25 protein-coding genes and 1 other annotated feature are annotated in these 25,392 nt (G+C 36.4%); all 25 genes read left to right on the top strand.

Annotation, left to right across the window (positions count from 1 at the left end):
- The first annotated feature begins 38 nt into the window (after nt 1–38).
- Nucleotides 39–1,514 carry a UDP-N-acetylmuramoyl-L-alanyl-D-glutamate--2,6-diaminopimelate ligase gene (murE, locus tag NST14_RS19495; protein WP_000766300.1) on the top strand — a complete coding sequence of 492 codons (1,476 nt, stop codon included), beginning with the start codon at nt 39–41 and terminating at the stop codon, nt 1,512–1,514.
- Nucleotides 1,515–1,536: 22 nt separating this feature from the next.
- Nucleotides 1,537–2,511, top strand: a complete 975-nt coding sequence (gene mraY, locus NST14_RS19490; protein ID WP_000893058.1) for a phospho-N-acetylmuramoyl-pentapeptide-transferase — start codon at nt 1,537–1,539, stop codon at nt 2,509–2,511.
- A complete protein-coding gene (gene murD, locus NST14_RS19485) occupies nt 2,512–3,864 on the top strand; it encodes a UDP-N-acetylmuramoyl-L-alanine--D-glutamate ligase (protein WP_101218891.1) in 1,353 nt (450 codons plus the stop codon).
- A gap of 90 nt (nt 3,865–3,954) precedes the next feature.
- Complete coding sequence (gene spoVE, locus NST14_RS19480) at nt 3,955–5,046, top strand: stage V sporulation protein E (protein WP_000753510.1); 1,092 nt, start codon at nt 3,955–3,957, stop codon at nt 5,044–5,046.
- Between the two features lie 105 nt (nt 5,047–5,151).
- The gene (gene murG / locus NST14_RS19475; protein ID WP_001265415.1) at nt 5,152–6,246 is read left to right on the top strand and encodes an undecaprenyldiphospho-muramoylpentapeptide beta-N-acetylglucosaminyltransferase; all 1,095 of its coding nucleotides are present in this window, start codon (nt 5,152–5,154) and stop codon (nt 6,244–6,246) included.
- A gap of 61 nt (nt 6,247–6,307) precedes the next feature.
- A complete protein-coding gene (murB, locus tag NST14_RS19470) occupies nt 6,308–7,213 on the top strand; it encodes a UDP-N-acetylmuramate dehydrogenase (protein ID WP_000437042.1) in 906 nt (301 codons plus the stop codon).
- A gap of 98 nt (nt 7,214–7,311) precedes the next feature.
- Entirely contained in the window at nt 7,312–8,082 is a 771-nt protein-coding gene (gene divIB, locus NST14_RS19465; RefSeq protein WP_000798230.1) for a cell division protein DivIB, read from the top strand.
- A 400-nt stretch (nt 8,083–8,482) separates the two neighbouring features.
- Nucleotides 8,483–9,790 carry a cell division protein FtsA gene (gene ftsA / locus NST14_RS19460; RefSeq protein WP_001087555.1) on the top strand — a complete coding sequence of 436 codons (1,308 nt, stop codon included), beginning with the start codon at nt 8,483–8,485 and terminating at the stop codon, nt 9,788–9,790.
- Between the two features lie 39 nt (nt 9,791–9,829).
- Complete coding sequence (gene ftsZ / locus NST14_RS19455; protein WP_000888991.1) at nt 9,830–10,984, top strand: cell division protein FtsZ; 1,155 nt, start codon at nt 9,830–9,832, stop codon at nt 10,982–10,984.
- Between the two features lie 315 nt (nt 10,985–11,299).
- Complete coding sequence (gene spoIIGA, locus NST14_RS19450) at nt 11,300–12,217, top strand: sigma-E processing peptidase SpoIIGA (RefSeq protein WP_000261993.1); 918 nt, start codon at nt 11,300–11,302, stop codon at nt 12,215–12,217.
- 19 nt (nt 12,218–12,236) lie between these two features.
- Nucleotides 12,237–12,956 carry an RNA polymerase sporulation sigma factor SigE gene (gene sigE, locus NST14_RS19445; RefSeq protein WP_000976948.1) on the top strand — a complete coding sequence of 240 codons (720 nt, stop codon included), beginning with the start codon at nt 12,237–12,239 and terminating at the stop codon, nt 12,954–12,956.
- A gap of 157 nt (nt 12,957–13,113) precedes the next feature.
- A complete protein-coding gene (sigG, locus tag NST14_RS19440; protein WP_000197753.1) occupies nt 13,114–13,893 on the top strand; it encodes an RNA polymerase sporulation sigma factor SigG in 780 nt (259 codons plus the stop codon).
- 167 nt (nt 13,894–14,060) lie between these two features.
- A complete protein-coding gene (locus NST14_RS19435) occupies nt 14,061–14,345 on the top strand; it encodes a YlmC/YmxH family sporulation protein (RefSeq protein ID WP_001998116.1) in 285 nt (94 codons plus the stop codon).
- Nucleotides 14,346–14,463: 118 nt separating this feature from the next.
- Nucleotides 14,464–15,282: a peptidoglycan editing factor PgeF gene (gene pgeF / locus NST14_RS19430; RefSeq protein WP_061536483.1), complete on the top strand. Its 819-nt coding sequence runs from the start codon at nt 14,464–14,466 to the stop codon at nt 15,280–15,282.
- Nucleotides 15,279–15,953, top strand: a complete 675-nt coding sequence (locus NST14_RS19425; protein WP_000218169.1) for a YggS family pyridoxal phosphate-dependent enzyme — start codon at nt 15,279–15,281, stop codon at nt 15,951–15,953. The genes pgeF and NST14_RS19425 overlap by 4 nt, the downstream gene beginning before the upstream one ends.
- A 19-nt stretch (nt 15,954–15,972) precedes the next feature.
- The gene (locus NST14_RS19420) at nt 15,973–16,443 is read left to right on the top strand and encodes a cell division protein SepF (protein ID WP_000119138.1); all 471 of its coding nucleotides are present in this window, start codon (nt 15,973–15,975) and stop codon (nt 16,441–16,443) included.
- A gap of 6 nt (nt 16,444–16,449) precedes the next feature.
- Nucleotides 16,450–16,713: a YggT family protein gene (locus NST14_RS19415; protein WP_000450920.1), complete on the top strand. Its 264-nt coding sequence runs from the start codon at nt 16,450–16,452 to the stop codon at nt 16,711–16,713.
- A gap of 15 nt (nt 16,714–16,728) precedes the next feature.
- The gene (locus NST14_RS19410; protein WP_229142895.1) at nt 16,729–17,496 is read left to right on the top strand and encodes a YlmH family RNA-binding protein; all 768 of its coding nucleotides are present in this window, start codon (nt 16,729–16,731) and stop codon (nt 17,494–17,496) included.
- 89 nt (nt 17,497–17,585) lie between these two features.
- Nucleotides 17,586–18,092, top strand: a complete 507-nt coding sequence (gene divIVA, locus NST14_RS19405) for a septum site-determining protein DivIVA (RefSeq protein ID WP_001131612.1) — start codon at nt 17,586–17,588, stop codon at nt 18,090–18,092.
- A gap of 51 nt (nt 18,093–18,143) precedes the next feature.
- Nucleotides 18,144–18,368: a binding site (T-box leader), on the top strand.
- Nucleotides 18,369–18,439: 71 nt separating this feature from the next.
- Complete coding sequence (ileS2, locus tag NST14_RS19400; protein WP_000455935.1) at nt 18,440–21,205, top strand: isoleucine--tRNA ligase; 2,766 nt, start codon at nt 18,440–18,442, stop codon at nt 21,203–21,205.
- A gap of 156 nt (nt 21,206–21,361) precedes the next feature.
- Nucleotides 21,362–21,691: a molecular chaperone DnaK gene (locus tag NST14_RS19395; protein WP_001004664.1), complete on the top strand. Its 330-nt coding sequence runs from the start codon at nt 21,362–21,364 to the stop codon at nt 21,689–21,691.
- 124 nt (nt 21,692–21,815) lie between these two features.
- Entirely contained in the window at nt 21,816–22,274 is a 459-nt protein-coding gene (gene lspA / locus NST14_RS19390) for a lipoprotein signal peptidase LspA (RefSeq protein WP_000642177.1), read from the top strand.
- Nucleotides 22,275–22,278: 4 nt separating this feature from the next.
- Nucleotides 22,279–23,187 carry an RluA family pseudouridine synthase gene (locus NST14_RS19385; RefSeq protein ID WP_000005840.1) on the top strand — a complete coding sequence of 303 codons (909 nt, stop codon included), beginning with the start codon at nt 22,279–22,281 and terminating at the stop codon, nt 23,185–23,187.
- Nucleotides 23,188–23,389: 202 nt separating this feature from the next.
- Complete coding sequence (pyrR, locus tag NST14_RS19380; protein WP_001156487.1) at nt 23,390–23,932, top strand: bifunctional pyrimidine operon transcriptional regulator/uracil phosphoribosyltransferase; 543 nt, start codon at nt 23,390–23,392, stop codon at nt 23,930–23,932.
- A gap of 146 nt (nt 23,933–24,078) precedes the next feature.
- On the top strand, nt 24,079–25,362 hold the full coding sequence (gene uraA, locus NST14_RS19375; RefSeq protein WP_000435929.1) for a uracil permease: 1,284 nt from the start codon (nt 24,079–24,081) through the stop codon (nt 25,360–25,362).
- Nucleotides 25,363–25,392 lie beyond the last annotated feature (30 nt).

The following is a 25,392-nucleotide window of genomic DNA, read 5'->3' as shown; positions in this document are numbered from 1 at the left end:
AAAGAGATAAATACACAATGTAGAGAGGGTTTAGTGAAATGAAGTTGCATACACTTGTATCATGTTTGCATGATTTTCCAGTTGTTCCAAAAGAAAATCCAGAAATCACATCTATAGAAGCTGATTCACGTAAAGTGAAAGAAGGAAGCTTATTTGTATGTATGAAAGGATATACGGTTGATAGCCATGATTTTGCTAAGCAAGCAGCGGCACAAGGAGCGGCTGCTATTGTTGCGGAAAGACCAATTGATGTTGACGTTCCAGTTGTACTTGTGAAAAATACTTTTCGTTCGTTAGCGGTTTTAGCTGATTATTTTTATGGTCAACCAACACACAAGTTACATTTAATCGGTATTACAGGTACAAATGGAAAGACAACAACATCGCATATTATGGATGAGATTATGCGCGCACATGGTCATAAAACCGGGCTAATTGGAACGATTAATATGAAAATCGGTGATGAAACATTTGAGGTGAAAAATACAACACCAGATGCACTAACACTTCAACAGACGTTTGCAAAAATGGTTGAACACGGTGTGGATAGCACAGTAATGGAAGTTTCGTCACATGCTTTAGATCTTGGCCGTGTACACGGATGTGATTATGATGTCGCAGTGTTTACAAATTTAACACAAGATCATTTAGACTATCATAAAACGATGGAAGAATATAAACATGCAAAAGGGTTGCTATTTGCGCAACTTGGCAATAGTTATAATCATAATCGTGAAAAATACGCGGTATTGAATAACGATGATGCTGTAACAGCGGAATATATGAGAAGTACTGCAGCAACTGTTGTAACGTATGGAATTGATACAACAAGTGATGTTATGGCAAAAGATATCGTTATGACAAGTGGTGGAACTACATTTACGCTTGTAACACCGTATGAGAGTGTAAATGTTACGATGAAATTAATTGGGAAATTTAATGTATATAACGTACTAGCTGCGACAGCGGCAGGACTTGTTTCTGGTGTAAGTTTAGAAACAATCATTGATGTAATAAAGGAACTAGCTGGAGTTCCAGGACGTTTTGAAGTAGTTGATGGTGGACAAAATTATACAGTTATTGTTGATTATGCACATACACCAGATAGCTTAGAAAATGTATTGAAAACAGCAAAACAGTTTGCAAAAGGTGACGTATATTGCATCGTCGGTTGTGGCGGTGATAGAGATAGAACGAAGAGGCCAATCATGGCAAGTGTTGCAACACGATATGCAACTCACGCCATTTACACTTCAGATAATCCAAGAAGTGAAGAGCCAGGAGCTATTTTAGATGATATGGTACATGGTGCAAATGGAAATAATTATGAAGTAATTATTGATAGAAAAGAAGCGATATACCATGCAATTGCTAACGCAAAAGCTGAAGATATTATCATTATTGCTGGTAAGGGTCATGAAACATATCAAATTATTGGTAAAGATGTTCATCATTTTGATGATCGTGAAATCGCTAAAGAAGCAATTACAGAGCGTTTAAACAACGAAGAGTAACAACGTGAGAGGAGGACTACATGTGCTTGAGCAAGGTTTATTAGTAACGGCTGGGGTAGCATTCTTAATTTCTGTTGCCCTTTCGCCATTGTTTATTCCATTTTTAAGAAAATTAAAGTTCGGACAGAGTATTCGTGATGAGGGACCAAAATCACATCAAAAAAAATCAGGGACACCGACAATGGGTGGTATCGTCATATACGTATCTATGATGGTAACTTCACTTATTATGGCGATTAAGTTTAATCATTTAGGTGCAGAGGTATCGTTATTACTATTAGTGACATTTGGTTACGGATTGATTGGATTTTTAGATGACTACATAAAGGTAGTTAAGAAGAGAAATCTTGGTTTAACATCAAAACAAAAATTAGTAGGTCAGCTTGTTATTGCTATTGCGTTCTTTTTAATTGGAAAAGGGCAAGCGTTCCACACATACATCATGATTCCGGGAACGGATGTTAAGTTTGAATTAGGTTGGGCGTATTTTGTACTTGTACTATTTATGCTTATTGGTGGATCAAATGCAGTTAACTTAACTGACGGTTTAGATGGTTTATTATCAGGAACAGCTGCTATTGCATTTGGAGCATTTAGTATTATTGCTGTGGCACAAGAGCAATTTGGAGTAGCGATATTCTGTATGGCAGTTGTAGGAGCTGTACTTGGATTTTTAGTATTCAATGCGAATCCAGCAAAAGTGTTTATGGGAGATACAGGTTCATTAGCTTTAGGTGGAGCCATTGCAGCTGTAGCGATTTTATTAAAACAAGAATTGCTACTTGTAATCATTGGCGGAGTATTCGTAATGGAAACTTTATCGGTTATTATTCAGGTCATTTCATTTAAAACAACAGGAAAACGTGTCTTTAAAATGAGTCCACTACACCATCATTATGAATTATGTGGTTGGTCAGAGTGGCGTGTCGTTGTGACGTTTTGGTCTGTAGGATTTTTATTAGCTGTGTTAGGAATTTATATCGGGGTGTGGATGTAATTGAAAACTGTAACTGAATTTCAAAATAAAAATATTCTTGTATTAGGCATTGCAAAAAGTGGTTATGCAGCAGCTACATTGTTACAAAAGTTAGGGGCAAATGTTATTGTAAATGACGGAAAGCCTTTAGCAGAGAATGTACTTGCTGCAGAATTACAAGCAAAAGGAATGGATGTTGTATGCGGTGGTCATCCTTTAGAATTATTAGAGAGAAATATTTCTCTTGTAGTAAAAAATCCAGGAATCCCGTATTCTAATTCAATATTAGTTGCTGCGAAAGAAAAGCAAATTCCAATTGTTACGGAAGTTGAATTAGCATATCGTATTTCAGAAGCACCATTTGTTGGGATTACGGGGTCTAACGGTAAAACGACGACGACAATGCTTACATTTGAAATGCTAAAAGAAGGACAAAAGCATCCCGTAATTGCAGGGAACATTGGAACTGTAGCGTGTGAAGTTGCACAGGATGCGAAAGAAAATGAAGTTGTAGTTACAGAACTTTCATCGTTCCAATTGATGGGAGTAGAATTGTTCCAACCTAAAATTGCTGCGTTTTTAAATTTATTTGAGGCCCACTTAGATTATCATGGGACGAAGAAAGAATATGGTTTAGCAAAAGCGAATATTTTTAAAAACCAAACAGAAAATGATTATAGTGTAATAAATGCAGATGATGCAGATGTGATGGCTTTATCTGCTTATAGTAAAGGTCAAAAAGTACTGTTCTCAACAACGAAAGAAATTGAAGATGGTGCGTGTATAAAAGATAATGCTCTTTATTTTAAAGGTGAAAAAGTTGTTGAAGTAGGCGATATCGTTTTACCTGGTCAACATAATTTAGAAAATATTTTAGCAGCGATGAGTATCGCAAAATTATTGGGTGTTTCTAATGAAGCAATTACGGCAGTTTTAAAACGTTTTACAGGTGTAAAACATCGTTTAGAATACGTAACAACTATAAACAACCGTAAGTTTTATAATGACTCAAAAGCAACGAATATGTTAGCGACAGAGAAAGCTTTATCTGCGTTTACACAACCGACTGTGTTATTAGCAGGTGGGCTAGATCGTGGAAATGAATTCGATGATTTAATTCCGTATTTCAAAAATGTTAAAGCGATTGTAACATTTGGACAAACAGCTCCAAAATTAGTAAGAGCTGCAGAAAAAGCGGGATTAGATACAATTGAAAGTGTCGATACTTTAGATGAAGCTGTAGTGAAAGCTTATGCTCATTCTACAGATGGCGATGTAATTCTTCTTTCTCCAGCATGTGCAAGCTGGGATCAATTTAAAACATTTGAAGAAAGAGGAGACATTTTTATACAAGCTGTGCATAAACTTATATAAAGTAAATCAAAACATCAGTAGGCTAACACCTACTGATGTTTTGTTACATAGGGCAAAAGTTTCTGCCTAAAGAGGTGGTGTTTATGGGTAATGAAGAAAACGCCTGATTTTATTCTCATCATCGTTACACTTGCGTTGTTAACAATCGGAATGATTATGGTTTATAGTGCGAGTGCGGTTTGGGCCTCTTATAAAATGGGGGACTCATTCTTTTTTGCAAAAAGGCAATTGCTATTCGCAGGTCTTGGTGTAGTGGCTATGTTTTTTATTATGAAAATTGATTATTGGGTGTGGCGTACGTATTCAAAAGTAATTTTGCTAGTTTGCTTCATTCTTCTTATTCTCGTTCTTATTCCTGGAGTAGGTCTTGTTCGAGGAGGAGCGCGAAGTTGGATTGGAATCGGGGCATTTTCCATTCAACCGTCCGAATTTATGAAGTTTGCGATGATTATTTTCTTAGCGAAATTTTTAGCGGAACGACAAAAATTAATTACCTCTTTTAAACGTGGTTTACTACCAGCTTTAGGTTTTGTATTTCTTGCTTTCGGAATGATTATGTTACAGCCCGACCTTGGTACAGGGACGGTAATGGTTGGGACATGTATCATTATGATATTTATCTCAGGAGCAAGAGTCTTTCACTTTGCAATGTTTGGTTTGCTTGGTGTAGCAGGATTTGTAGGGCTAATTGCATCAGCACCGTATCGGATGAAACGTATTACATCATATTTAGACCCGTGGTCAGATCCGCTTGGAAGTGGATTTCAAATTATTCAATCGTTACTCGCAATTGGACCAGGTGGATTATTCGGGCTTGGACTTGGACAAAGTAGACAAAAGTTTCTTTATTTACCTGAACCGCAAACAGACTTTATATTTGCAATCTTATCCGAGGAATTAGGTTTTATTGGTGGTTCATTTGTGTTATTATTATTTAGTCTATTATTATGGCGTGGGATTCGTATAGCTTTAGGAGCGCCAGATTTATATGGTACGTTTTTAGCAGTAGGTATTGTGGCGATGATTGCGATTCAAGTAATGATTAATGTTGGTGTTGTAACAGGATTGATGCCTGTTACGGGTATTACTTTGCCGTTTTTAAGTTATGGTGGATCAAGTTTGACATTAATGTTAATGGCAGTAGGTGTATTATTAAATATAAGTCGCCATTCTCGCTACTAAACCCTGTTTTATAAGACAGGGTTTTTCGTATGTGTACGAAGAAACAATATGTATATAGAAATAAATACGACTGTAATAAGAAAAAGAGAAGCGGAGGAGTTAGTAGTGCGTGTATTAGTAAGTGGTGGGGGCACTGGAGGTCATATTTATCCGGCTCTTGCTTTAATAAGAGAAATAAAAAAATTGAATCCGGAAGCAAGGTTTTTATATATTGGAACGGAGAATGGATTAGAGAGCACAATCGTGCCCAAAGCAGGTATACCGTTTCAATCTATTGTTATAAGTGGATTTAAGCGTAAAATATCGTTAGACAACGTGAAAACGGTGATGCGTTTTCTAAAAGGTGTACAAGATAGTAAACGATATATTCGTCGTTTCAATCCAGATATTGTAATTGGAACAGGTGGATATGTATGTGGACCTGTTGTATATGCTGCGGCAAAATTAGGTATTCCAACTATTGTACATGAACAAAATAGTGTACCTGGTGTAACGAATAAATTTTTAAGCCGCTATGTTGATAAAGTTGCAGTTTGTTTTGAAGCGGCTGCAGAACATTTTCCGCAGTCAAAAGTGGTCATGACAGGAAACCCACGAGCGTCAGAAGTAATGGATCAAAATGGAATGAAAGGAAAACGTTCAGTAGGTTTATCTCTTCCTAAAAAATCCGTGCTTATTTTTGGTGGCAGCCGTGGGGCTAGACCAATTAACGATGCTTTCGTAGAGGCAATTGAACAGTTTGGAAATAAAAGTTACGAAATATTGTATGTAACAGGTGAAGTTCATTACGACAAAGTGATGGATGCAGTGAAGCAAAAAGGGAACCCGAATAATGTTATTATTAAACCTTTCATTCATAATATGCCAGAAGTACTTACAGGTGTAGACCTTGTTGTCTCAAGAGCTGGAGCAACAACACTTGCAGAATTAACAGCGTTAGGTAAGCCAAGTGTGTTAATTCCGAGTCCTTATGTAACAAATAACCATCAGGAAAAAAATGCACGTTCTGTTGTCGATAAAGGAGCAGCAAAAATGTTGCTTGAAAAAGATTTAACAGCTGAAACACTTATTCGTGATATTGACGAGATTTTATTAGATGCACAAACATTACAAAATATGAAGCTTGCTGCTGGGCAATTAGGTATTCCAGATGCAGCAAATAAGTTGTATGAAGTAATGAATAAGCTTGTAAAAAAATAACGTTAGGTGAACGCCCTGCATACTACTGTAATAAGGATGCTTAGTATGGGGGAGATTGTTTATGGAGCAATTAGTAAATGAGCTTATAGAAGCAAATGTTGGTCGCGTGTTAGTGGATGAACCGTTAGCACGTTATACAACTATGAAAATAGGTGGACCAGCTGATATTTTAATTGTGCCAAAGCATGTTGCCGGTATTGAAAAAACGTTGCAGTTAGTAAAGAAATATAAAACAAAGTGGACTGTAATTGGTCGCGGTTCGAACCTTCTTGTATCTGATCTAGGTATAGAAGGTGTCGTTATTCGTTTAGGAGAAGGATTAGACCACTTAGAAGTCGAAAAACATAGAGTAAGAGTTGGTGGTGGGTATCCCCTAATTAAATTATCAACTTTACTTAGTCGGCAAGGGTTAGCCGGTCTGGAGTTCGCAAGTGGTATTCCAGGAAGTGTTGGCGGTGCAGTGTATATGAATGCAGGAGCACATAATTCGGATATATCAAACATATTATCAAAAGCTCTTATTTTGTTTGAAGACGGAACAATTGACTGGTTAACGCATGGAGAAATGGAGTTTTCCTATCGTACATCTGTATTGCAAACGAAACGTCCTGGTATTGTTTTGGAGGCTGAGTTTCAATTACAAATAGGTGAGCGTGAGAGAATTGTAAGTGTTATGCAAAAGAATAAAGATTACCGTCGTGAAACACAGCCATGGAATCATCCGTGCGCAGGAAGTGTGTTTCGGAATCCAACTCCATACTTTGCAGGAGATTTAATAGAGAAGGCGGGGCTTCGTGGTTATCAAATAGGTGGAGCTCAAATTTCTGAAATGCATGGGAATTTTATTATTAATACTGGGGGAGCCAGCGCGCAAGATGTCTTATCTTTAATTGCATTAATAAAACAAACAATTAAGGATGGATTTGGCGTAGAAATGCATACAGAAGTAGAAATCATTGGAAGATAACGGTTATTCGTTCCGCTCATTATCATTTATGTTATAATAAGAAGATAAGAACGGCATGAGGAACATGCCGTTCTTTATGTTACGTAGGGGGATCGTACATGAAAAATAGTAAAGTAATTAAACTACAGGATCGTGTACCAAAGTTAAAAAATCAACAGAAAAAAAAGAAGAAAAATGTTAATCATCGGTTGATTTTATACATATCAATTTTATTTCTATTAGTTCTCTTTTTAATTTATTTTCGGTCTCCGCTTAGCAATATAAAAAAGATAAGTGTGTTTGGAAATCATTATATGACAGATGAACAAGTGATGAAGGAATCAGGTGTGACGTATGATACAAGTTATTTCCGGGTGACAGCACATAAAGCTGAAGAAAATTTAACGAAACGAAAAGAAATTAAAGCAGTAAATGTAAAGAAACGTTTTCCAAATAAAATTGACGTTCATATTGAAGAATATTTAACGATTGGTTATATAAACAAAGAAGGGAAATTACAACCGTTATTAGAGAATGGGAAAACACTTGATGTACTCCCGAACGGAAAACTTCCTGTTGCAGCGCCAATTTTTGAACCTTTTAAAGAGGAAAAAATGAAGGAGTTAATTGCTGAGCTTGAAAAATTAACCCCAACTATTTTAAGGTCTATTTCTGAAATTCGTTATTCACCGACGAATGCGAATGAAGACCACCTTACTTTATATATGAATGAAGGGTATGAAGTGAGCACTACGATTCAAAATTTCGCAAAACGTATGGAAGCTTATCCACTTATCTTAAAAACAATTGAGCCGGGTAAAAAGGTATTAATTGACTTAGAAGTAGGGGCATATACGAAAGAATTAGGGGCGGAAGAAAAAAAAGAATAGAAAGATAGTGTTCGCTACGTTATTGTAGAAAAAACGAAACGAACGTTCTATTGGGTGTGCCTGAATTTACAAGAATGGTTCATTTGATGAAAAAGATGTAAAAATTCTTAGATTCATACTAGGATTGGTACAAGTTTCACTTTTCTATGAGTACATCTTAGTGTAGACTTATACTTGGCGGTAATCTTTACACTTGAAATGGAATTATTTCAAGATAAGCAGTTATTCACAGTTTACTGCGATATTCTTAAATGAATGTTAAATAAAAATAAGAAAAATATAGGGTTAAAAAAGGGAAACGTATAAAGACGTTGAATATTTTTCTTATAAATAGTAAAGTTGCGATTGTTGTTCCATATATTGAGTTGTATGGTATAAATAAAGAAGGAGGTGCCAAAGAATGAACAGCAATGAAATATATGTTAGTCTTGACATCGGTACATCCAATGTTAAAGTCATCATTGGTGAAATGGTTAATGACAGCTTAAACATTATTGGTGTTGGAAATGTAAAATCAAATGGTTTAAAGAAGGGATCGATAGTTGATATAGACGAGACTGTTCGATCAATTAAAAAAGCAATTGAACAAGCTGAGCGCATGGTGGGAATCCACATTGAGCAAGTTGTAGTAGGTGTCAATGCAAACCAGGTACAGCTACTTCCTTGTCACGGAGTAGTCGCTGTTTCAAATGAAGATCGTGAAATCGGGAATGAAGATGTCTTACGCGTTCTAGATGCAGCACAAGTTGTGTCAATTGCTCCAGAACGTGAGTTTATTGATGTGGTACCTCGACAGTTCATTGTAGACGGTCTTGACGAGATTAACGATCCACGCGGGATGATCGGTGTAAGATTAGAAATGGAAGGTACACTTATTACAGGCTCGAGAACTTTACTACATAACCTACTTCGTTGTGTAGAAAAAGCAGGTCTTGAAATTGTTGATATTTGTCTTCAACCTTTAGCGGCTGCAACAGTTGCTATATCTTCAGATGAAAAAAATAGAGGAGTAGCCCTTGTTGATATGGGCGGAGGATCTACAACTTTATCTATTTTTAAAGATGGAGAGTTACAAGCGACGAGCGTATTACCATTAGGTGGAGACCATATAACGAAGGATATTGCAATTGGGTTGAAAACTTCAACAGAAAATGCAGATCAAATTAAGTTGAAATATGGACATGCTTTTTATGATACAGCATCTGAAGAAGAGATGTTTACGGTTCCTATTATGGGAAGCGATCAAACAGAACAATATTCTCAGTTGGAATTATCGGATATAATAGAGGCTCGTGTAGAGGAAATTTTAATGTTTGTTCAAGATGAAGTGCGTAAGTTAGGAGTAAAGCAAGTAGCTTCTGGTTATGTACTAACTGGTGGAATTGCTTCTATGCCAGGTGTCCTTGATCTTGCATATGATATTTTACATGAAAATGTTCGTATAGCAACTCCTGATTATATTGGTGTGCGTGAGCCACAATATACAAGTGGAGTAGGATTAATTAAACATTCTTATCAAAAAGCTAAATTACGTGGGAAAAATGTACAGGAAAAGCAAGAGCATTTTGAACCAGTACCAGCACAAGCTCCAGCGCCGGTACAACAGCAACCTGCGAAACAAAAAACTCGTAATCAAAACAATAATAATCAAAATGATGACCGTATGATGTCAAAAGTAAAACGTGTATTCCGTTATTTATGGGATTAAAATTGGACACGAAAAATGAGGTTCTAGGGGGATTTCGACATGTTAGAGTTTGATACTACTCAAGATCAATTAGCGAATATAAAAGTTATCGGTGTCGGCGGTGGCGGAAACAATGCTGTAAACCGTATGATTGAACACGGTGTACAAGGTGTAGACTTTATCGCTGTGAATACTGATGCACAAGCATTAAATCTATCAAAAGCTGAAACAAAAATGCAAATTGGTGGAAAATTAACACGTGGACTTGGTGCAGGTGCAAACCCTGAAGTAGGGAAAAAAGCTGCAGAAGAAAGTAAAGAACAGATCCAAGAAGCACTTCGTGGTGCTGATATGGTATTCGTAACTGCTGGTATGGGCGGCGGAACTGGAACTGGTGCAGCGCCAGTTGTTGCTCAAGTGGCAAAAGAATTAGGTGCATTAACAGTTGGTGTTGTAACACGTCCATTTACATTTGAAGGACGTAAGCGTGCAACACAAGCGGCATCTGGTATTGCAGCATTTAAAGAAAATGTAGATACACTTATTGTAATTCCAAACGATCGCTTATTAGAGATTGTTGATAAAAACACGCCAATGTTAGAGGCATTCCGTGAAGCGGATAACGTATTACGTCAAGGTGTTCAAGGTATTTCTGATTTAATTGCAACACCAGGTTTAATTAACTTAGACTTCGCAGACGTAAAAACAATTATGTCTAATAGAGGTTCTGCTTTAATGGGTATTGGTTCTGGTAATGGAGAAAATCGTGCTGCTGAAGCTGCGAAAAAAGCGATTTCTAGTCCATTATTAGAAACATCTATTGATGGAGCTCAAGGTGTTATCATGAATATTACTGGTGGAGCTAACTTAAGCTTATATGAAGTACAAGAAGCGGCAGATATTGTAGCTTCAGCTTCAGATCCAGAAGTAAATATGATCTTCGGTTCGGTTATTAATGAAGGATTAAAAGATGATATCGTTGTAACTGTAATTGCAACTGGTTTTGATGATACAATTGCAACTCAACCACCAAAACCAATTATCCGTCCGAATGTGAATCACACGCAACAACAGCAACAGCCAGTAGCTCAACCACCAAAACAACGTGAAGTAAAACGTGAAATGAAGCGTGAAGAGCCAGTTGTACATGAGCGTCATTCAGATTCAGATGATATCGATATTCCAGCATTCTTACGTAATCGTCGTAGACGATAAAAGAAAAGGAGCATTTATGCTCCTTTTTTGTTTTATACGGGGAAAAGATCTGCCTAAGCAGGTCTTTTTTTATTTTATATATTTTAATCTATTTCGCTATTTGCCGGATAACATGATTGGTGCGTGGTGATTAAAGTTTCACTTTATATGTAAGTAAAAAGTATATAGCATTCTATGAAACATATACTTTTATTTTTTACCGACAGATTATGTCTAGAAAGCACAAAATAACAAAAAAACACCTCCGCAAATTGACACACTTTCCTATTGGATATGCATTATACTAGTCTCAACTTAAAAAAAGAGGTGAATTGTTTGGTTGTTTACGCCGACGTTGTTTGGTTGTTAAACGCCTGCATTGATTTTCTTTTACTTTTATTAACGGCTACCGTGTTAAAAAAGAAGATCAAAAGATGGAGGCTTGTGTTAGGGGCATTGATAGGTTCAACCATTGTTATTTTTGCCTTTACTCCTTTTGCTTCTATGATGACACATCCGATTATGAAACTACTGTACTCGTTACTTATTGTGTATACAGCATTTGGGTTTACAACATTTAGAAATTATGCACAAACTGTTTTTACTTTTTACTTTGTAACCTTTATGGTTGGCGGAGGATTAATGGGCACTCATTTCTTTTTGCAAACGAATGAAATGGTAAATGGGTTGGTTCAATCTCAATCAATTTCTTATGGTGACCCAATTAGTTGGTTGTTCGTTATTTTTGGTTTTCCAGTCATTTATTATTTTTCTAAAAAGCGTATTGAAAGCGTAGAGGTTACAAAAATACACTATGATCAAATTGTGAAATTGAAAATTCAATTAGCTGAAGAGGAACTAGAACTCGCAGGTTTAATTGATAGTGGGAATCAACTTTACGACCCGTTAACGAAAACACCTGTTATGATTATGCATATTTCATCGTTAGAACATTGTTTACCAGCTTGGTTAACAGAACAAATTTATTCCAAAACAGAGATTCCTCAAATACCAGAAAATGATTCTGGGTGGGCGACAAAATTACGCTTAATTCCTTTCCGAGCAGTAGGAGTAGAGAATCAATTTTTATGGGCAATTAAGCCAGAAAGTGTACAAATTTATCATGAAGGTAGTTCTATTGTCGTCAATAAAGTATTGATTGGATTAAATACACAACAGTTGTCAACCAATGGAGAGTATCAATGTATTGTGCATCCGAAAATGTTAATTTCGCAAAAAATGGTAATTGCTTAATAATGGGAGGCGGGATAATATGATGAAATTAAAATTTTATTTAGTATACCTTTGGTATAAAGTATTGTTGAAATTAGGAATTAAGACCGATGAAATTTATTACATTGGTGGAAGTGAAGCGTTACCACCACCGTTAACGAAAGAAGAAGAGGAAGTTCTTTTGAATAAATTGCCAAAAGGAGATCAGGCAGCAAGGTCGTTACTGATTGAACGCAATTTACGGCTAGTTGTATATATAGCAAGAAAGTTTGAAAATACAGGGATAAATATTGAAGATTTAATTAGCATTGGAACAATTGGGCTTATTAAAGCGGTAAATACATTTAATCCAGAAAAGAAAATAAAATTAGCAACATATGCATCACGTTGTATAGAAAATGAAATTTTAATGCATTTGCGCCGGAATAATAAAAATCGTTCAGAAGTTTCTTTTGATGAACCGCTTAACATCGATTGGGACGGGAATGAACTTTTATTATCAGATGTATTAGGGACAGACGATGATATTATTACAAAAGATTTAGAAGCTACGGTTGATCGTCATCTTCTAATGAAAGCATTACATCAATTAAATGATCGTGAAAAACAAATTATGGAACTTCGGTTTGGGCTTGCTGGAGGAGAGGAAAAGACGCAAAAAGATGTAGCGGATATGCTTGGGATTTCACAGTCATACATTTCGCGTTTAGAAAAAAGAATCATAAAAAGATTACGAAAAGAATTTAATAAAATGGTGTAAAGAATAAGACCAGCCGTTATGTAGGCTGGTCTTATTCTCTTTCGTTGTATGAGGAAGGACAACGAAAATGAAAAATGAAGAGAAAACCGCATGCATAAAATCTCCTTCAAAGGAAATACTTTACACTGTACAGCAACTCCCGATAGGAGGGAACACTTTGACGAGAAACAAAGTAGAAATTTGCGGTGTTGATACAGCTAAACTTCCCGTACTAAAAAATGATGAAATGCGTAAATTATTTCGTGAAATGCAAAGTGGAGAGATAAGCGCAAGAGAGAAATTAGTGAATGGAAACTTACGTCTTGTACTGAGCGTCATCCAAAGATTTAATAACAGAGGAGAATATGTTGACGATTTATTTCAAGTTGGTTGCATCGGACTTATGAAATCCATTGATAATTTTGATTTAGGCCAAAATGTAAAATTTTCAACGTATGCTGTGCCGATGATTATTGGGGAAATACGCAGATATTTGCGTGATAACAATCCGATTCGCGTATCTCGTTCATTACGAGATATTGCGTATAAAGCGTTACAAGTAAGAGAAAAGTTGATTGCAGAAAATTCAAAAGAACCAACAGCAATGGATATTGCAAAAGTGCTTGAAGTGACTCATGAAGAAATCGTTTTTGCTTTAGATGCAATTCAAGATCCAGTTTCATTATTTGAGCCGATTTATAACGATGGGGGAGATCCTATCTTTGTTATGGATCAGTTAAGTGATGAAAAACAAAAGGACGAGCAGTGGGTTGAAGAGCTAGCACTAAAAGAAGGAATGAAGCGTTTAAATGATCGTGAGAAAATGATTATTCGCAAACGTTTCTTCCAAGGGAAAACACAAATGGAAGTTGCAGAAGAAATTGGGATTTCTCAAGCACAAGTGTCACGTTTAGAGAAATCAGCTATTAAACAAATGAATAAGACAATTCAAGGATAAGGTTTCACCATTTATGGTGAAACCTTTTTATATGTCATATAGTTTGTTTGCGCTCATAGTAGGGTAGCTGTGTTCATATAATGAAAATAATATGAAGTTGGTAAGAGGTTGCTTCCTGTTCATTTGAGAAACAATGTTTTTTCGATTCGTCATATATAAGGGAGAGGATGAAAGTGATACAAATTTCGGAATTGCAGATGAAAGATATAATAAATGTTTCAGACGGAAAAAGGCTGGGTAATATTGGTGATATTGAAATTGATATGAACACAGGGAAGATCGATTCTATTATTATTTCTAAACAGGCACGTATGTTTGGGATTTTTGGGAAAGACGTAGAAATTGTAATTCCTTGGAAAGAAATTGTGAAAATTGGGGAAGATGTCATACTTGTTAGAGTAAATCCTGTTAATTCTGTAACAGAATCAATACAAACACCGACAATTTCATAAAGAATATTACAAATTCCTCTTTTTTTTCTGTTAGGATTATGAAAAAATAAAAGTATGGTAAAATAGACAGGAAGTACCATGCTTTTTTATGTTATTTTAATTAAAAGGAGCCGCTGTTATGAGAGAACCATTTAAATATGTGGACGGTATACTGTATTTAGAAGCGTGGAAAGAACTTGGAAACATTACTGCTGGATTTACGACAAAAGATGGTGGGGTAAGTACGGGCTCCTTTCATGCAATGAATTTAGGATTACATGTGAATGATATTGCCGAGAACGTTCATGAAAATAGACGCATTTTAGCAAATAAGTTACAAAAACCATTAGAAAACTGGATTTGCTCTGAACAAGTTCATGATCATCATGTTGAAAAAGTAGGACAACAGGAAAAAGGAAGTGGCGTTTATTCATATGAAGACGGCATTTCAAAAACAGATGGCATTTATACGACTAATAATGATGTTCTTTTAACATCTTGTTATGCTGATTGTGTTCCACTCTATTTTTATGCACCATCACATGGTATGATAGGACTTGCGCATGCTGGATGGAAAGGGACTGTAAAAGAGATTGCAAAAGAAATGATTCAAAAATGGAATGCAGAAGGGATTTCGAGTGATGAAATTCATGTTGCGATTGGACCAGCAATTGGATCTTGTTGTTATGTTGTTGATAATCGAGTGTTAACAGCAGCAGAGCAAGTAGTAAACGGTTCTGTTCCTTATAAAAAAGTTTCTGACGGACAGTACGCAATTGATTTAAAAGAAATTAATCGTATATTATGTGTACAAGCAGGCATAAAAGAAGAGAATATTGTAATGTCATCTCTTTGTACAAGCTGTGAAGAACAACTGTTTTTCTCTCACCGTCGTGATCAAGGTAAGACAGGGAGAATGTTGAGTTTCATAGGTTTTAAGGAGGATGAAAGCAAGTGACAGTACAAACAAATTTAACAACTGTAAACGAAGCAATTAAACAATCTTGCGCGCGAGCGGGACGTTCTTTGCAAGATATTAAACTCGTTGCAGTTACAAAAACGGTAGGAATTGAAAAAACAAACGAAGTAATTGAAGCAGGAATTATCGATTTAGGTGAAAATAGAAATGAAGGTTTCTTACAGAAGTATGAACATTTCGGTTCAAAAGTGAATTGGCATTTTATTGGATCATTACAAACGAGAAAAGTAAAAGAAATCATTAATGAAATCGATTATTTACATTCATTAGATCGTCTTTCACTTGCAAAAGAAATTCAAAAACGTGCGGATAAGAAAGTGAAATGTTTTATTCAAGTGAAAACATCATCTGAAGAATCAAAGCAAGGATTGGCAATAGAAGAAACCGTTTCTTTTATTCAAAGTTTGCAAGAATTGGATAAGATTGAAGTGGTTGGACTAATGACAATGGCTCCGTTTACAGAAGAAGAGGAAGAAATTAGACGCTGTTTTAAGACATTACGTATGCTACAAACAGAGGTGCAGGAGTTAGAATTATTACATGCGCCATGTAAAGAATTATCAATGGGAATGTCTAATGATTACACGATTGCAATTGAAGAAGGTGCTACATACATTCGTTTGGGGACGATTTTAGTAGGAAAAGCGTAAAAGGAAGGAGAATCTTATTATGAGTTGGTCAAAAGTAAAATACTTCTTTTTTGATACACCTGAAGAAAAAGAAGCAGCTCAATATAGTTATGAAAAGGAGCAAACGGACATGAAGAAGCAGCAAGATCCGCCAGAACAACAAGATGTTACGTTTCCAAAAGCGCAAACGAAACAAAATGTTGTGAGCATTGAAACAGCGAAGCAATCCTCAAAAGTTGTTTTATTAGAACCACGCACATATTCGGAAGCGCAAGGAATTGCGGACCATTTAAAAGGTAGACGAGCTGTTGTAATTAATTTACAACGAATGTCTACGGATCAAGCTGTACGTATCGTTGACTTTTTAAGTGGTACTGTATACGCTATAGGCGGGGACATTCAAAAAATAGGACCGAAAACATTTATGTGTACGCCTGAAAATGTAGATATAGTTGGTGCAATTTCAGAGTTATTCGGTGAAGAAGAAGACACAAATATAAAGAGGTGGTAATACGCCATGGAAACCGTTTTAAGACTTTTAGTTTATGCTATCGAGATTTACTCGTGGGCACTTATTATTTACATTCTCCTATCATGGTTCCCAGGTGCAAAGGAATCAACTTTCGGAGAGTTTCTTGCGCGTATTTGTGAACCATATTTAGAACCATTTCGCAGATTTATTCCGCCGCTTGGTATGATTGATATTTCGCCACTCGTTGCGATCTTTGCTTTAAGACTTGCGACAAATGGTTTAATAAGTTTATTCGGCTATTTCTTATAGTAAGAGGTTATATGTATGAGCATCTACGAGCATTTTAGACCTGATGAAGTGGTCTTTGTGGATAAAGTGTTAGAGTGGAAGCGAGCAGCGGAGTACCATCAAGTGAAATTAACAGATTTCCTTGATCCAAGGCAACAACAAATTGTTACTATGGTAATAGGCCAAGGGGATGTTGCTGTACAATTTGATGGTGCAACGTCTCAAGCAGAGCGCAAAAGAGCACTCATTTATCCGGACTATCTAGTAATAAATGCAGAGGAATTTCAAGTAGAAGTATTGGAAATTGACTATCCTTCCAAGTTTTATACGCTAGAGCATAGGCAAATATTAGGTACATTTATGTCTCTTGGTTTAACGAGAGAAAAATGTGGTGATATTTTGCTTCAAGAAGATCGTGCCCAAATTGTAGTCGCGAAAGAAGTTGTATCTTATATTGAGATGAACTTACAATCTATAGGAAAAGTGAAAGTCTCCTTATCACCAGTGCAAGGGGAAAAAATTCTACAGATACAAGAAACGTGGGGGGAGAAATCCGGAACGGTTTCTTCACTTCGTTTAGATGTTATGTTAGCTGAAATGTTACATATATCTAGGCAAAAAGTACAACCTTTCATAAAAAATGGTTTAGTAAAAGTGAATTGGAAAACAGTGGAGCAAACCTCTTATGAATGTTATCCAGGAGATGTTTTTTCAGTGAGAGGATATGGACGCAGTAAATTGTTTTCTGTAGAAGGTAGAACAAAGCGCGACAAATGGAGAATTTTGTATGGTATACTAAAATGATTGGTTTTTTAGAAGGAAATCCTCCTATTTTGTCGAAGAAAAGATATAATTGAAAGAGGAAATTTAGATAACTACTTGGAGGTGGCGTTGTGCCGTTAACACCATTAGATATTCATAACAAAGAATTTGGTCGCGGATTCCGTGGCTATGATGAGGATCAAGTAAATGAGTTTCTTGATCAAATTATCAAAGATTATGAATTAGTCATTCGTGAGAAAAAAGCTTTAGAAGAACAAGTTGCGCAATTAGAAGGGAAGTTAGATCATTTCTCTAATATTGAAGATACGTTAAACAAATCTATCGTTGTTGCACAAGAAGCAGCGGAAGAAGTAAAACGTAATGCCCAAAAAGAAGCGAAATTAATTGTACGTGAAGCTGAAAAGAATGCAGACCGTATTATTAACGAAGCTTTAGTAAAATCAAGAAAAGTTGCTTTTGATATTGAAGAGCTAAAGAAACAAGCGAAAGTATTCCGCACTCGTTTCCGTATGTTATTAGAAACACAGCTTGAAATGTTAAACAACGATGATTGGGATAAACTAATTGAGTTAGAAGACGAAGTAGACGAGCTGTTGAAAAAAGAAGAAACAGTGTAAGCTTGACGTTTTTCTCATTATTACATATAATTTTAAACAACATATTTATTAAGAAAAACGAAGATAGGGATAAGTACCTTTTTCATACCTTATATAGCGAACTGAGGATGGTGTAAGCTCAGGATAAGGAGATAATGGGAATATCACCCTGGAGTTCCGCGCTGAACAAATAGAGTAAGCGTAGGCGTATATTCGCGTTAAGAATATAAAGAGGATTGTATACATACGTATAGAATCTACTAGGGTGGTACCGCGGGAGACTTTCTCGTCCCTTTTTGGGATGAGAAAGTCTCTTTTTTATTCCGTTTTTTAGGTCTTTCTTTTATACATGTAAGGAGGAATTGAGCATGGAGTACAAAAATACATTACTAATGCCAAAAACAGAGTTCCCGATGCGTGGGAATTTACCAAAACGTGAGCCTGCAATGCAAGAAAAGTGGGCGGAAATGAATATTTATGAAAAGGTACAAGAACATACGAAAGGTCGTCCTTTATTTGTACTGCATGATGGACCTCCATATGCGAATGGTGACATTCATATGGGACATGCATTAAATAAAGTATTAAAAGACTTTATCGTTCGTTATAAATCAATGACTGGTTTCTGTGCACCATATGTCCCAGGTTGGGATACACACGGTTTACCAATTGAACAAGCTTTAACAAATAAAGGTGTGAAGCGTAAAGAAATGACAGTTGCTGAGTTCCGTAAGTTATGTGCAGAGTATGCATATGAACAAGTAGAACGTCAGCGTGAGCAATTTAAGCGTTTAGGTGTACGTGCTGATTGGGATAACCCATACATTACCTTAGAGCCAGCATATGAAGCACAACAAATTAAAGTGTTTGGTGATATGGCGAAAAAAGGTTATATCTATAAAGGGCAAAAACCAGTTTACTGGTCACCAACGAGTGAATCAGCTTTAGCAGAAGCTGAAATTGAATACCAAGATAAGAAATCAGCATCTATTTACGTAGCATTTCCTGTAAAAGATGGAAAGAACGTATTAGAAGGTGATGAGAAATACATTATCTGGACAACAACGCCTTGGACGTTGCCTGCAAACTTAGGTATTTCTGTTCACCCAGAACTTGAATACGCTATTGTAAAAGTAAATGGTGAAAAATATATTATTGCTTCTGAACTATTTGAGACAGTTGCAAAAACGTTAGAGTGGGAAAACGCTGAAGTTGTGAAAACAGTAAAAGGTAGCGAGCTTGAGTATACAGTTGCAAAGCATCCATTCTACGATCGTGATTCATTAGTTATGCTAGGAGATCACGTAACAACAGATGCAGGTACAGGTTGTGTTCATACAGCACCAGGACACGGGGAAGATGACTTTATTGTTGGTAAAAAGTATGGCTTAGAAGTACTTTGCCCAGTTGATGATAAAGGTGTATTAACAGAGGAAGCACCTGGATTTGAAGGCTTATTCTATGATAAAGCTAACAAGCCAATTACAGAAAAATTAGAAGAAGTAGGCGCATTACTGAAGCTAACATTCATTACGCATTCATATCCACATGATTGGAGAACGAAAAAACCTATTATTTTCCGTGCGACAGCACAGTGGTTTGCATCTATTGAAGCATTCCGTAAAGAGTTATTAGAAGCTGTTGCGGAAACAAAATGGGTACCAGCATGGGGCGAAACTCGTCTTCATAACATGGTTCGTGACCGTGGTGACTGGTGTATTTCTCGTCAACGTGCATGGGGTGTGCCAATTCCTGTATTCTATGCTGAGAATGGTGATCCAATCATTACGGATGAAACAATTAACCATGTAGCTGATTTATTCCGTGAACACGGTTCTAACGTATGGTTTGAGCGTGAAGCGAAAGATCTATTACCAGAAGGATTTACACATCCAGGTAGCCCAAATGGTGAATTCCGTAAAGAAACAGACATCATGGATGTATGGTTCGACTCGGGTTCTTCTCACCAAGCGGTATTAGAAGAGCGCAATGACTTACAACGTCCAGCAGATTTATATTTAGAAGGATCTGACCAATATCGTGGTTGGTTTAACTCTTCATTATCGACAGCAGTTGCTGTAACAGGAAAAGCGCCATATAAAGGCGTACTAAGCCACGGTTTCGTATTAGATGGTGAAGGACGTAAAATGAGTAAGTCGATTGGAAACATCGTCGTACCGAAGAAAATTATGGATCAATTAGGGGGAGATATTTTACGATTATGGGTATCTTCTGTTGACTATCAATCTGATGTACGTATTTCGGATGATATTTTAAAACAAGTAGCAGAAGTGTATCGTAAAATCCGTAACACATTCCGTTTCTTATTAGGAAACTTAGACGACTTTAAGCCAAGTGAAAATACAGTAGCTGTAGCTGAACTTCGTGAAGTAGATCGTTACATGTTAGTGAAATTAAATGACTTAATTACAAAAGTAAAAGAAGCATATGAGACATACGACTTCGCTGCTGTATATCATGCAATTCATAACTTCTGTACAATTGATTTAAGTTCATTCTACTTAGACTTTGCAAAAGACATTTTATACATTGAAGGTGCGAACCATGAAGATCGTCGTGCAATTCAAACTGTATTATATGATGTTCTTGTTGCATTGACGAAACTTGTAACACCAATCTTACCGCATACAGCTGATGAAGTATGGCCATACATTCCAGGTGTAACAGAAGAAAGTGTACAATTAACTGATATGCCAGAAGCTGTACAATTAGATGGTGCAGAAGCATTAAAAACAAAATGGGATGCATTTATGACATTGCGTGATGACGTATTAAAAGCGTTAGAAGTAGCTCGTAATGAAAAGGTAATCGGTAAGTCATTAAATGCAAGCATTACGCTATATCCAACTGCAGAAATGAAAGCTATGTTAGAGTCTATTAACGAAGACTTAAAGCAATTATTCATCGTTTCTGAGTACAAACTTGGTGGCATGATGGAAGAAGCGCCAGCAGATGCACCGAAGTATGAACATACAGCGGTTGTTGTTGTTCAAGCAACTGGTGAAACATGTGAACGTTGTTGGGTAGTTTCAGAAACAATTGGTAAAGATGCTGAACATGAAACATTATGTGAGCGTTGTGCAACGGTTGTTAAAGAAAATTATGTAAAATAATAAGGGGTGACTGCACGTAAAGTGCAGTCATTTTTTTGGTTAACAGTATATTGAAATAACTTTCACTCTCTTTCCTATGAAGGAAAAATGTGTGAGAGGTAAGCATATAAATTTCGGACACACTAATCGTACATTGCAACTGGGAGGAATGTACACGTGAATGAAATGTATATGGAAATCAAAGAAGAATTGCAATTGATGCGAAAAGAGTTACAAGAGAGGCTAGCTAAAGAGGTTATGTACAAATATAATACAGAGTTTAGCGAAGAGCTTGGGTATGAAATTAAGGAAGAGATAAAGAAAAAACTTTTATTACATGATATAAAAGAGGATTTAAAAGATGTAGAACGTGCATTATTTAAAATGGAAATAGATATGTATGGTATTTGTGAAGACACAGGGAGAGTAATGTCGGTAAAACAAATGAAAACGATGCCGACTGCACGTACCATTCATGAATTTTTCTATGAAAAAGTAAATGTATGAATGTGCACAACGATATTATATTACCTTTTTTTAATTTATTTTATTCTTCTATAAAGGTTCATTGTGAAAAGGTTGCAGCTATGCTAAAATTTTGAGGTACACTGTCTTTGTGGGGGAAATGAAAATGATATATTATGTAATAGCGTTATTTGTCATTGCCATCGATCAAATATCGAAATGGCTAATTGTAAAGAACATGGAATTGGGTACGAGTATTCCGATTATCGATAATGTATTATACATAACATCACATCGAAATAGAGGAGCTGCTTGGGGTATTTTAGAAAATAAAATGTGGTTTTTCTACATTATTACAGTCGTTTTTGTAGCATTTATCGTATTTTATATGAAAAAATATGCAAAAACAGACAAGCTTCTAGGAATTTCATTAGGTCTAATTTTAGGCGGAGCAATTGGTAATTTTATTGATCGTGTATTTAGACAAGAAGTAGTGGATTTCATTCACGTGTATATTTTCTCGTACAACTATCCAGTATTCAATATCGCTGATTCAGCATTATGTATTGGTGTTGTATTAATTATTATTCAAACATTATTAGAAGGCAAGAAAACGAAGGAGTAATTGAATGAGTGAAGTAGTACAAGTAACAGTTGCAGAAGAACAAAAAAATGAGCGAATTGATAAATTCGTTGCAGGAATAAATAATGAATGGTCACGTACACAAGTACAACAATGGATTAAAGATGACGTTGTTACAGTTAATGGAAAAGCTGTAAAAGGGAATTATAAAGTTAGAGAAAATGATGAAATTACAGTGACGATTCCTGAGCCAGAAGAGTTAGATATTCAGCCAGAAGATATGAATTTAGAAATTTATTATGAAGATGCAGATGTACTTGTTGTTAATAAGCCGCGTGGAATGGTTGTGCATCCAGCACCAGGTCATACAAGTGGTACACTTGTGAACGGTCTTATGCACCATTGTACAGACTTATCAGGCATTAATGGTGTGATGCGTCCGGGTATCGTACATCGTATTGATAAAGATACGTCTGGTCTATTAATGGTTGCTAAAAATGATATGGCACACGAATCACTTGTAAATCAACTTGTAGCAAAAACAGTAACGAGACGTTACAAAGCGATTGTACACGGTGTTATTCCGCACGATAAGGGAACGATTGATGCTCCGATTGCTCGTGATAAGAAAGAACGCCAAAGTATGACGGTTGATGAAAATGGTAAGCATGCTGTTACGCATTTCCAAGTGTTAGAGCGATTCAAAGATTTCACACTTGTAGAATGTCGCTTAGAAACAGGGCGTACACATCAAATTCGTGTTCATATGAAATATATTGGCTATCCACTTGCAGGAGATCCAAAGTATGGACCAAAGAAAACATTAGATATGAACGGACAAGCACTTCATGCAGGTATTTTAGGCTTTGATCATCCTCGTACTGGTGAATATATTCAGTTTGAGGCACCGATTCCAAAAGTGTTTGAAGACGCATTAAATATTTTGCGAAAATAGTATTGACAAATCATAAGAAAACTGAGATACTGACAACAGTTAAATAATGATCCTTTAACACAGCCCCGTGAGGTTGAGAAGGTAACGGTTTGAAATGCATAGGGTATGCTATACCCTTTTTCAAAAGTCCTCTCGCACACGCTGAGAGGACTTTTTTTATACCATTACTCTCACGCAAGAAAAAAGCTTGGAGGTGTAGAGCATGCAAGAGAAAGCTGTCGTTTTAGATGACCAAATGATTCGCCGCGCTTTAACACGAATTAGTCATGAAATCGTGGAACGAAATAAAGGTGTCGATAATTGTGTTCTTGTCGGAATTAAAACTCGTGGAATTTTTATTGCACAACGTTTGGCAGAACGAATTGGTCAAATTGAAGGAAAAGAAATAGAGGTTGGAGAGCTAGACATTACGTTATATCGTGATGATTTAACGCTACAATCGAAAAATAAAGAACCACTTGTAAAAGGTTCTGATATCCCTGTAGATATTACGAAGAAAAAAGTTATCCTTGTAGATGATGTATTATATACAGGCAGAACAGTTCGAGCAGCAATGGATGCTCTTATGGATTTAGGTAGACCATCACAAATCCAACTGGCGGTTCTTGTTGATAGAGGTCATCGTGAACTACCAATTCGCGCTGATTATGTAGGAAAGAACATTCCAACATCAAGTGAAGAGCGTATCGAAGTTGATTTGCAAGAGACAGATCAACAAGATCGAGTAAGCATATACGATAAGTAAAGCCCTTTTAAATGTAGTCCTGTGAGGCTGCCAAAGGGTCTTGGCTTTCATATGTCAAATTTGGCATACGAAAGTGTAGGACTCTTTGTGCACAGGCACAAAGAGTTTTTTTATTGCAAAGATTTAAACTGAAGGAGGATGTAACAATGGAACAAAAGCCAGTGTTAGACGTTAATGAAGTACCGAAACCGGGAAAATGGTTATTTTTAAGTATACAACATTTGTTCGCGATGTTTGGATCAACAGTGCTTGTTCCGTTTTTAACAGGATTGAATCCGTCAGTAGCATTAATATCAAGTGGATTAGGAACGTTAGCGTTTCTTCTTATAACGAAAGGTCAAGTACCTGCCTATCTAGGATCATCATTCGCCTTTATCGCACCGATTATAACAGCAAAAACGGCAGGGGGACCTGGAGCAGCAATGCTTGGTGGTTTGCTAGCAGGACTTGTATACATCTTAATCTCACTCGGAATTAAGAAATCAGGATCAGAGTGGATTATGAAATTACTACCACCAATCGTAGTTGGTCCAGTAGTAATGGTAATCGGGCTAGCTTTAGCACATACAGCAGTTAACATGGCGATGAATGGTGCGGATGGCAAATATAGCTTTACACACTTTTCAGTAGCATTAGTAACATTAGCAATTACAATTATATGCTCAATATTCGGAAGAGGATTTTTCAGTATCATACCAGTGTTACTTGGCATTATCGGCGGATATATCTTCGCTTACTTCCAAGGGTTAGTAGACTTAAAGCCGGTAGCTGAGGCAAAATGGTTTGTTGTACCAGATTTCACAGTACCATTTGTAACATACACACCAGAGTTTTCATGGAAGATTGTACTCTTGATGGTACCAGTTGCACTAGTAACAATTTCAGAACATATCGGACATCAAATTGTATTAGGAAATGTTATTAAAAGAGATTTAATTAAAAAACCAGGTTTACACCGTTCAATCTTCGGTGATGGAGTAGCCACATTAATCGCATCACTAATCGGTGGACCACCGAATACAACGTATGGTGAAAACATCGGTGTGCTAGCAATTACAAGAGCGTACAGTGTATACTTATTCATCGGTTCAGCGGTATTCGCAATCATGTTCGGATTTATCGGTAAGATTTCTGCACTGATTCATTCGATCCCCACACCAGTTATGGGTGGTGTATCCATCTTACTATTCGGTGTAATCGCATCAAGCGGATTACGCATGATGGTAGACGATAAAACAGATTTAAGTGACAAACGAAACTTAATGATTGCATCAGTAATACTAGTAATCGGTATTGGTGGAGCGGTACTTCACGTAGGAGAATCATTCCAAGTAGAAGGAATGGCACTAGCAGCAATTGTAGGTGTACTGTTAAATCTACTACTACCGGAAACGAAACAAATAAAACAATCTAAGCAGATTGCTTCATAATAATAACCTTTTAATTCAGTCCTGTGAGAC

Origin of the sequence: Bacillus sp. FSL W8-0519 (assembly GCF_038005585.1) — a bacterium.
Classification (GTDB): domain Bacteria; phylum Bacillota; class Bacilli; order Bacillales; family Bacillaceae_G; genus Bacillus_A; species Bacillus_A paranthracis.
The sequence above is the reverse complement of the archived record's forward strand: the minus strand, read 5'-3'. Positions and strand labels throughout refer to the sequence as shown.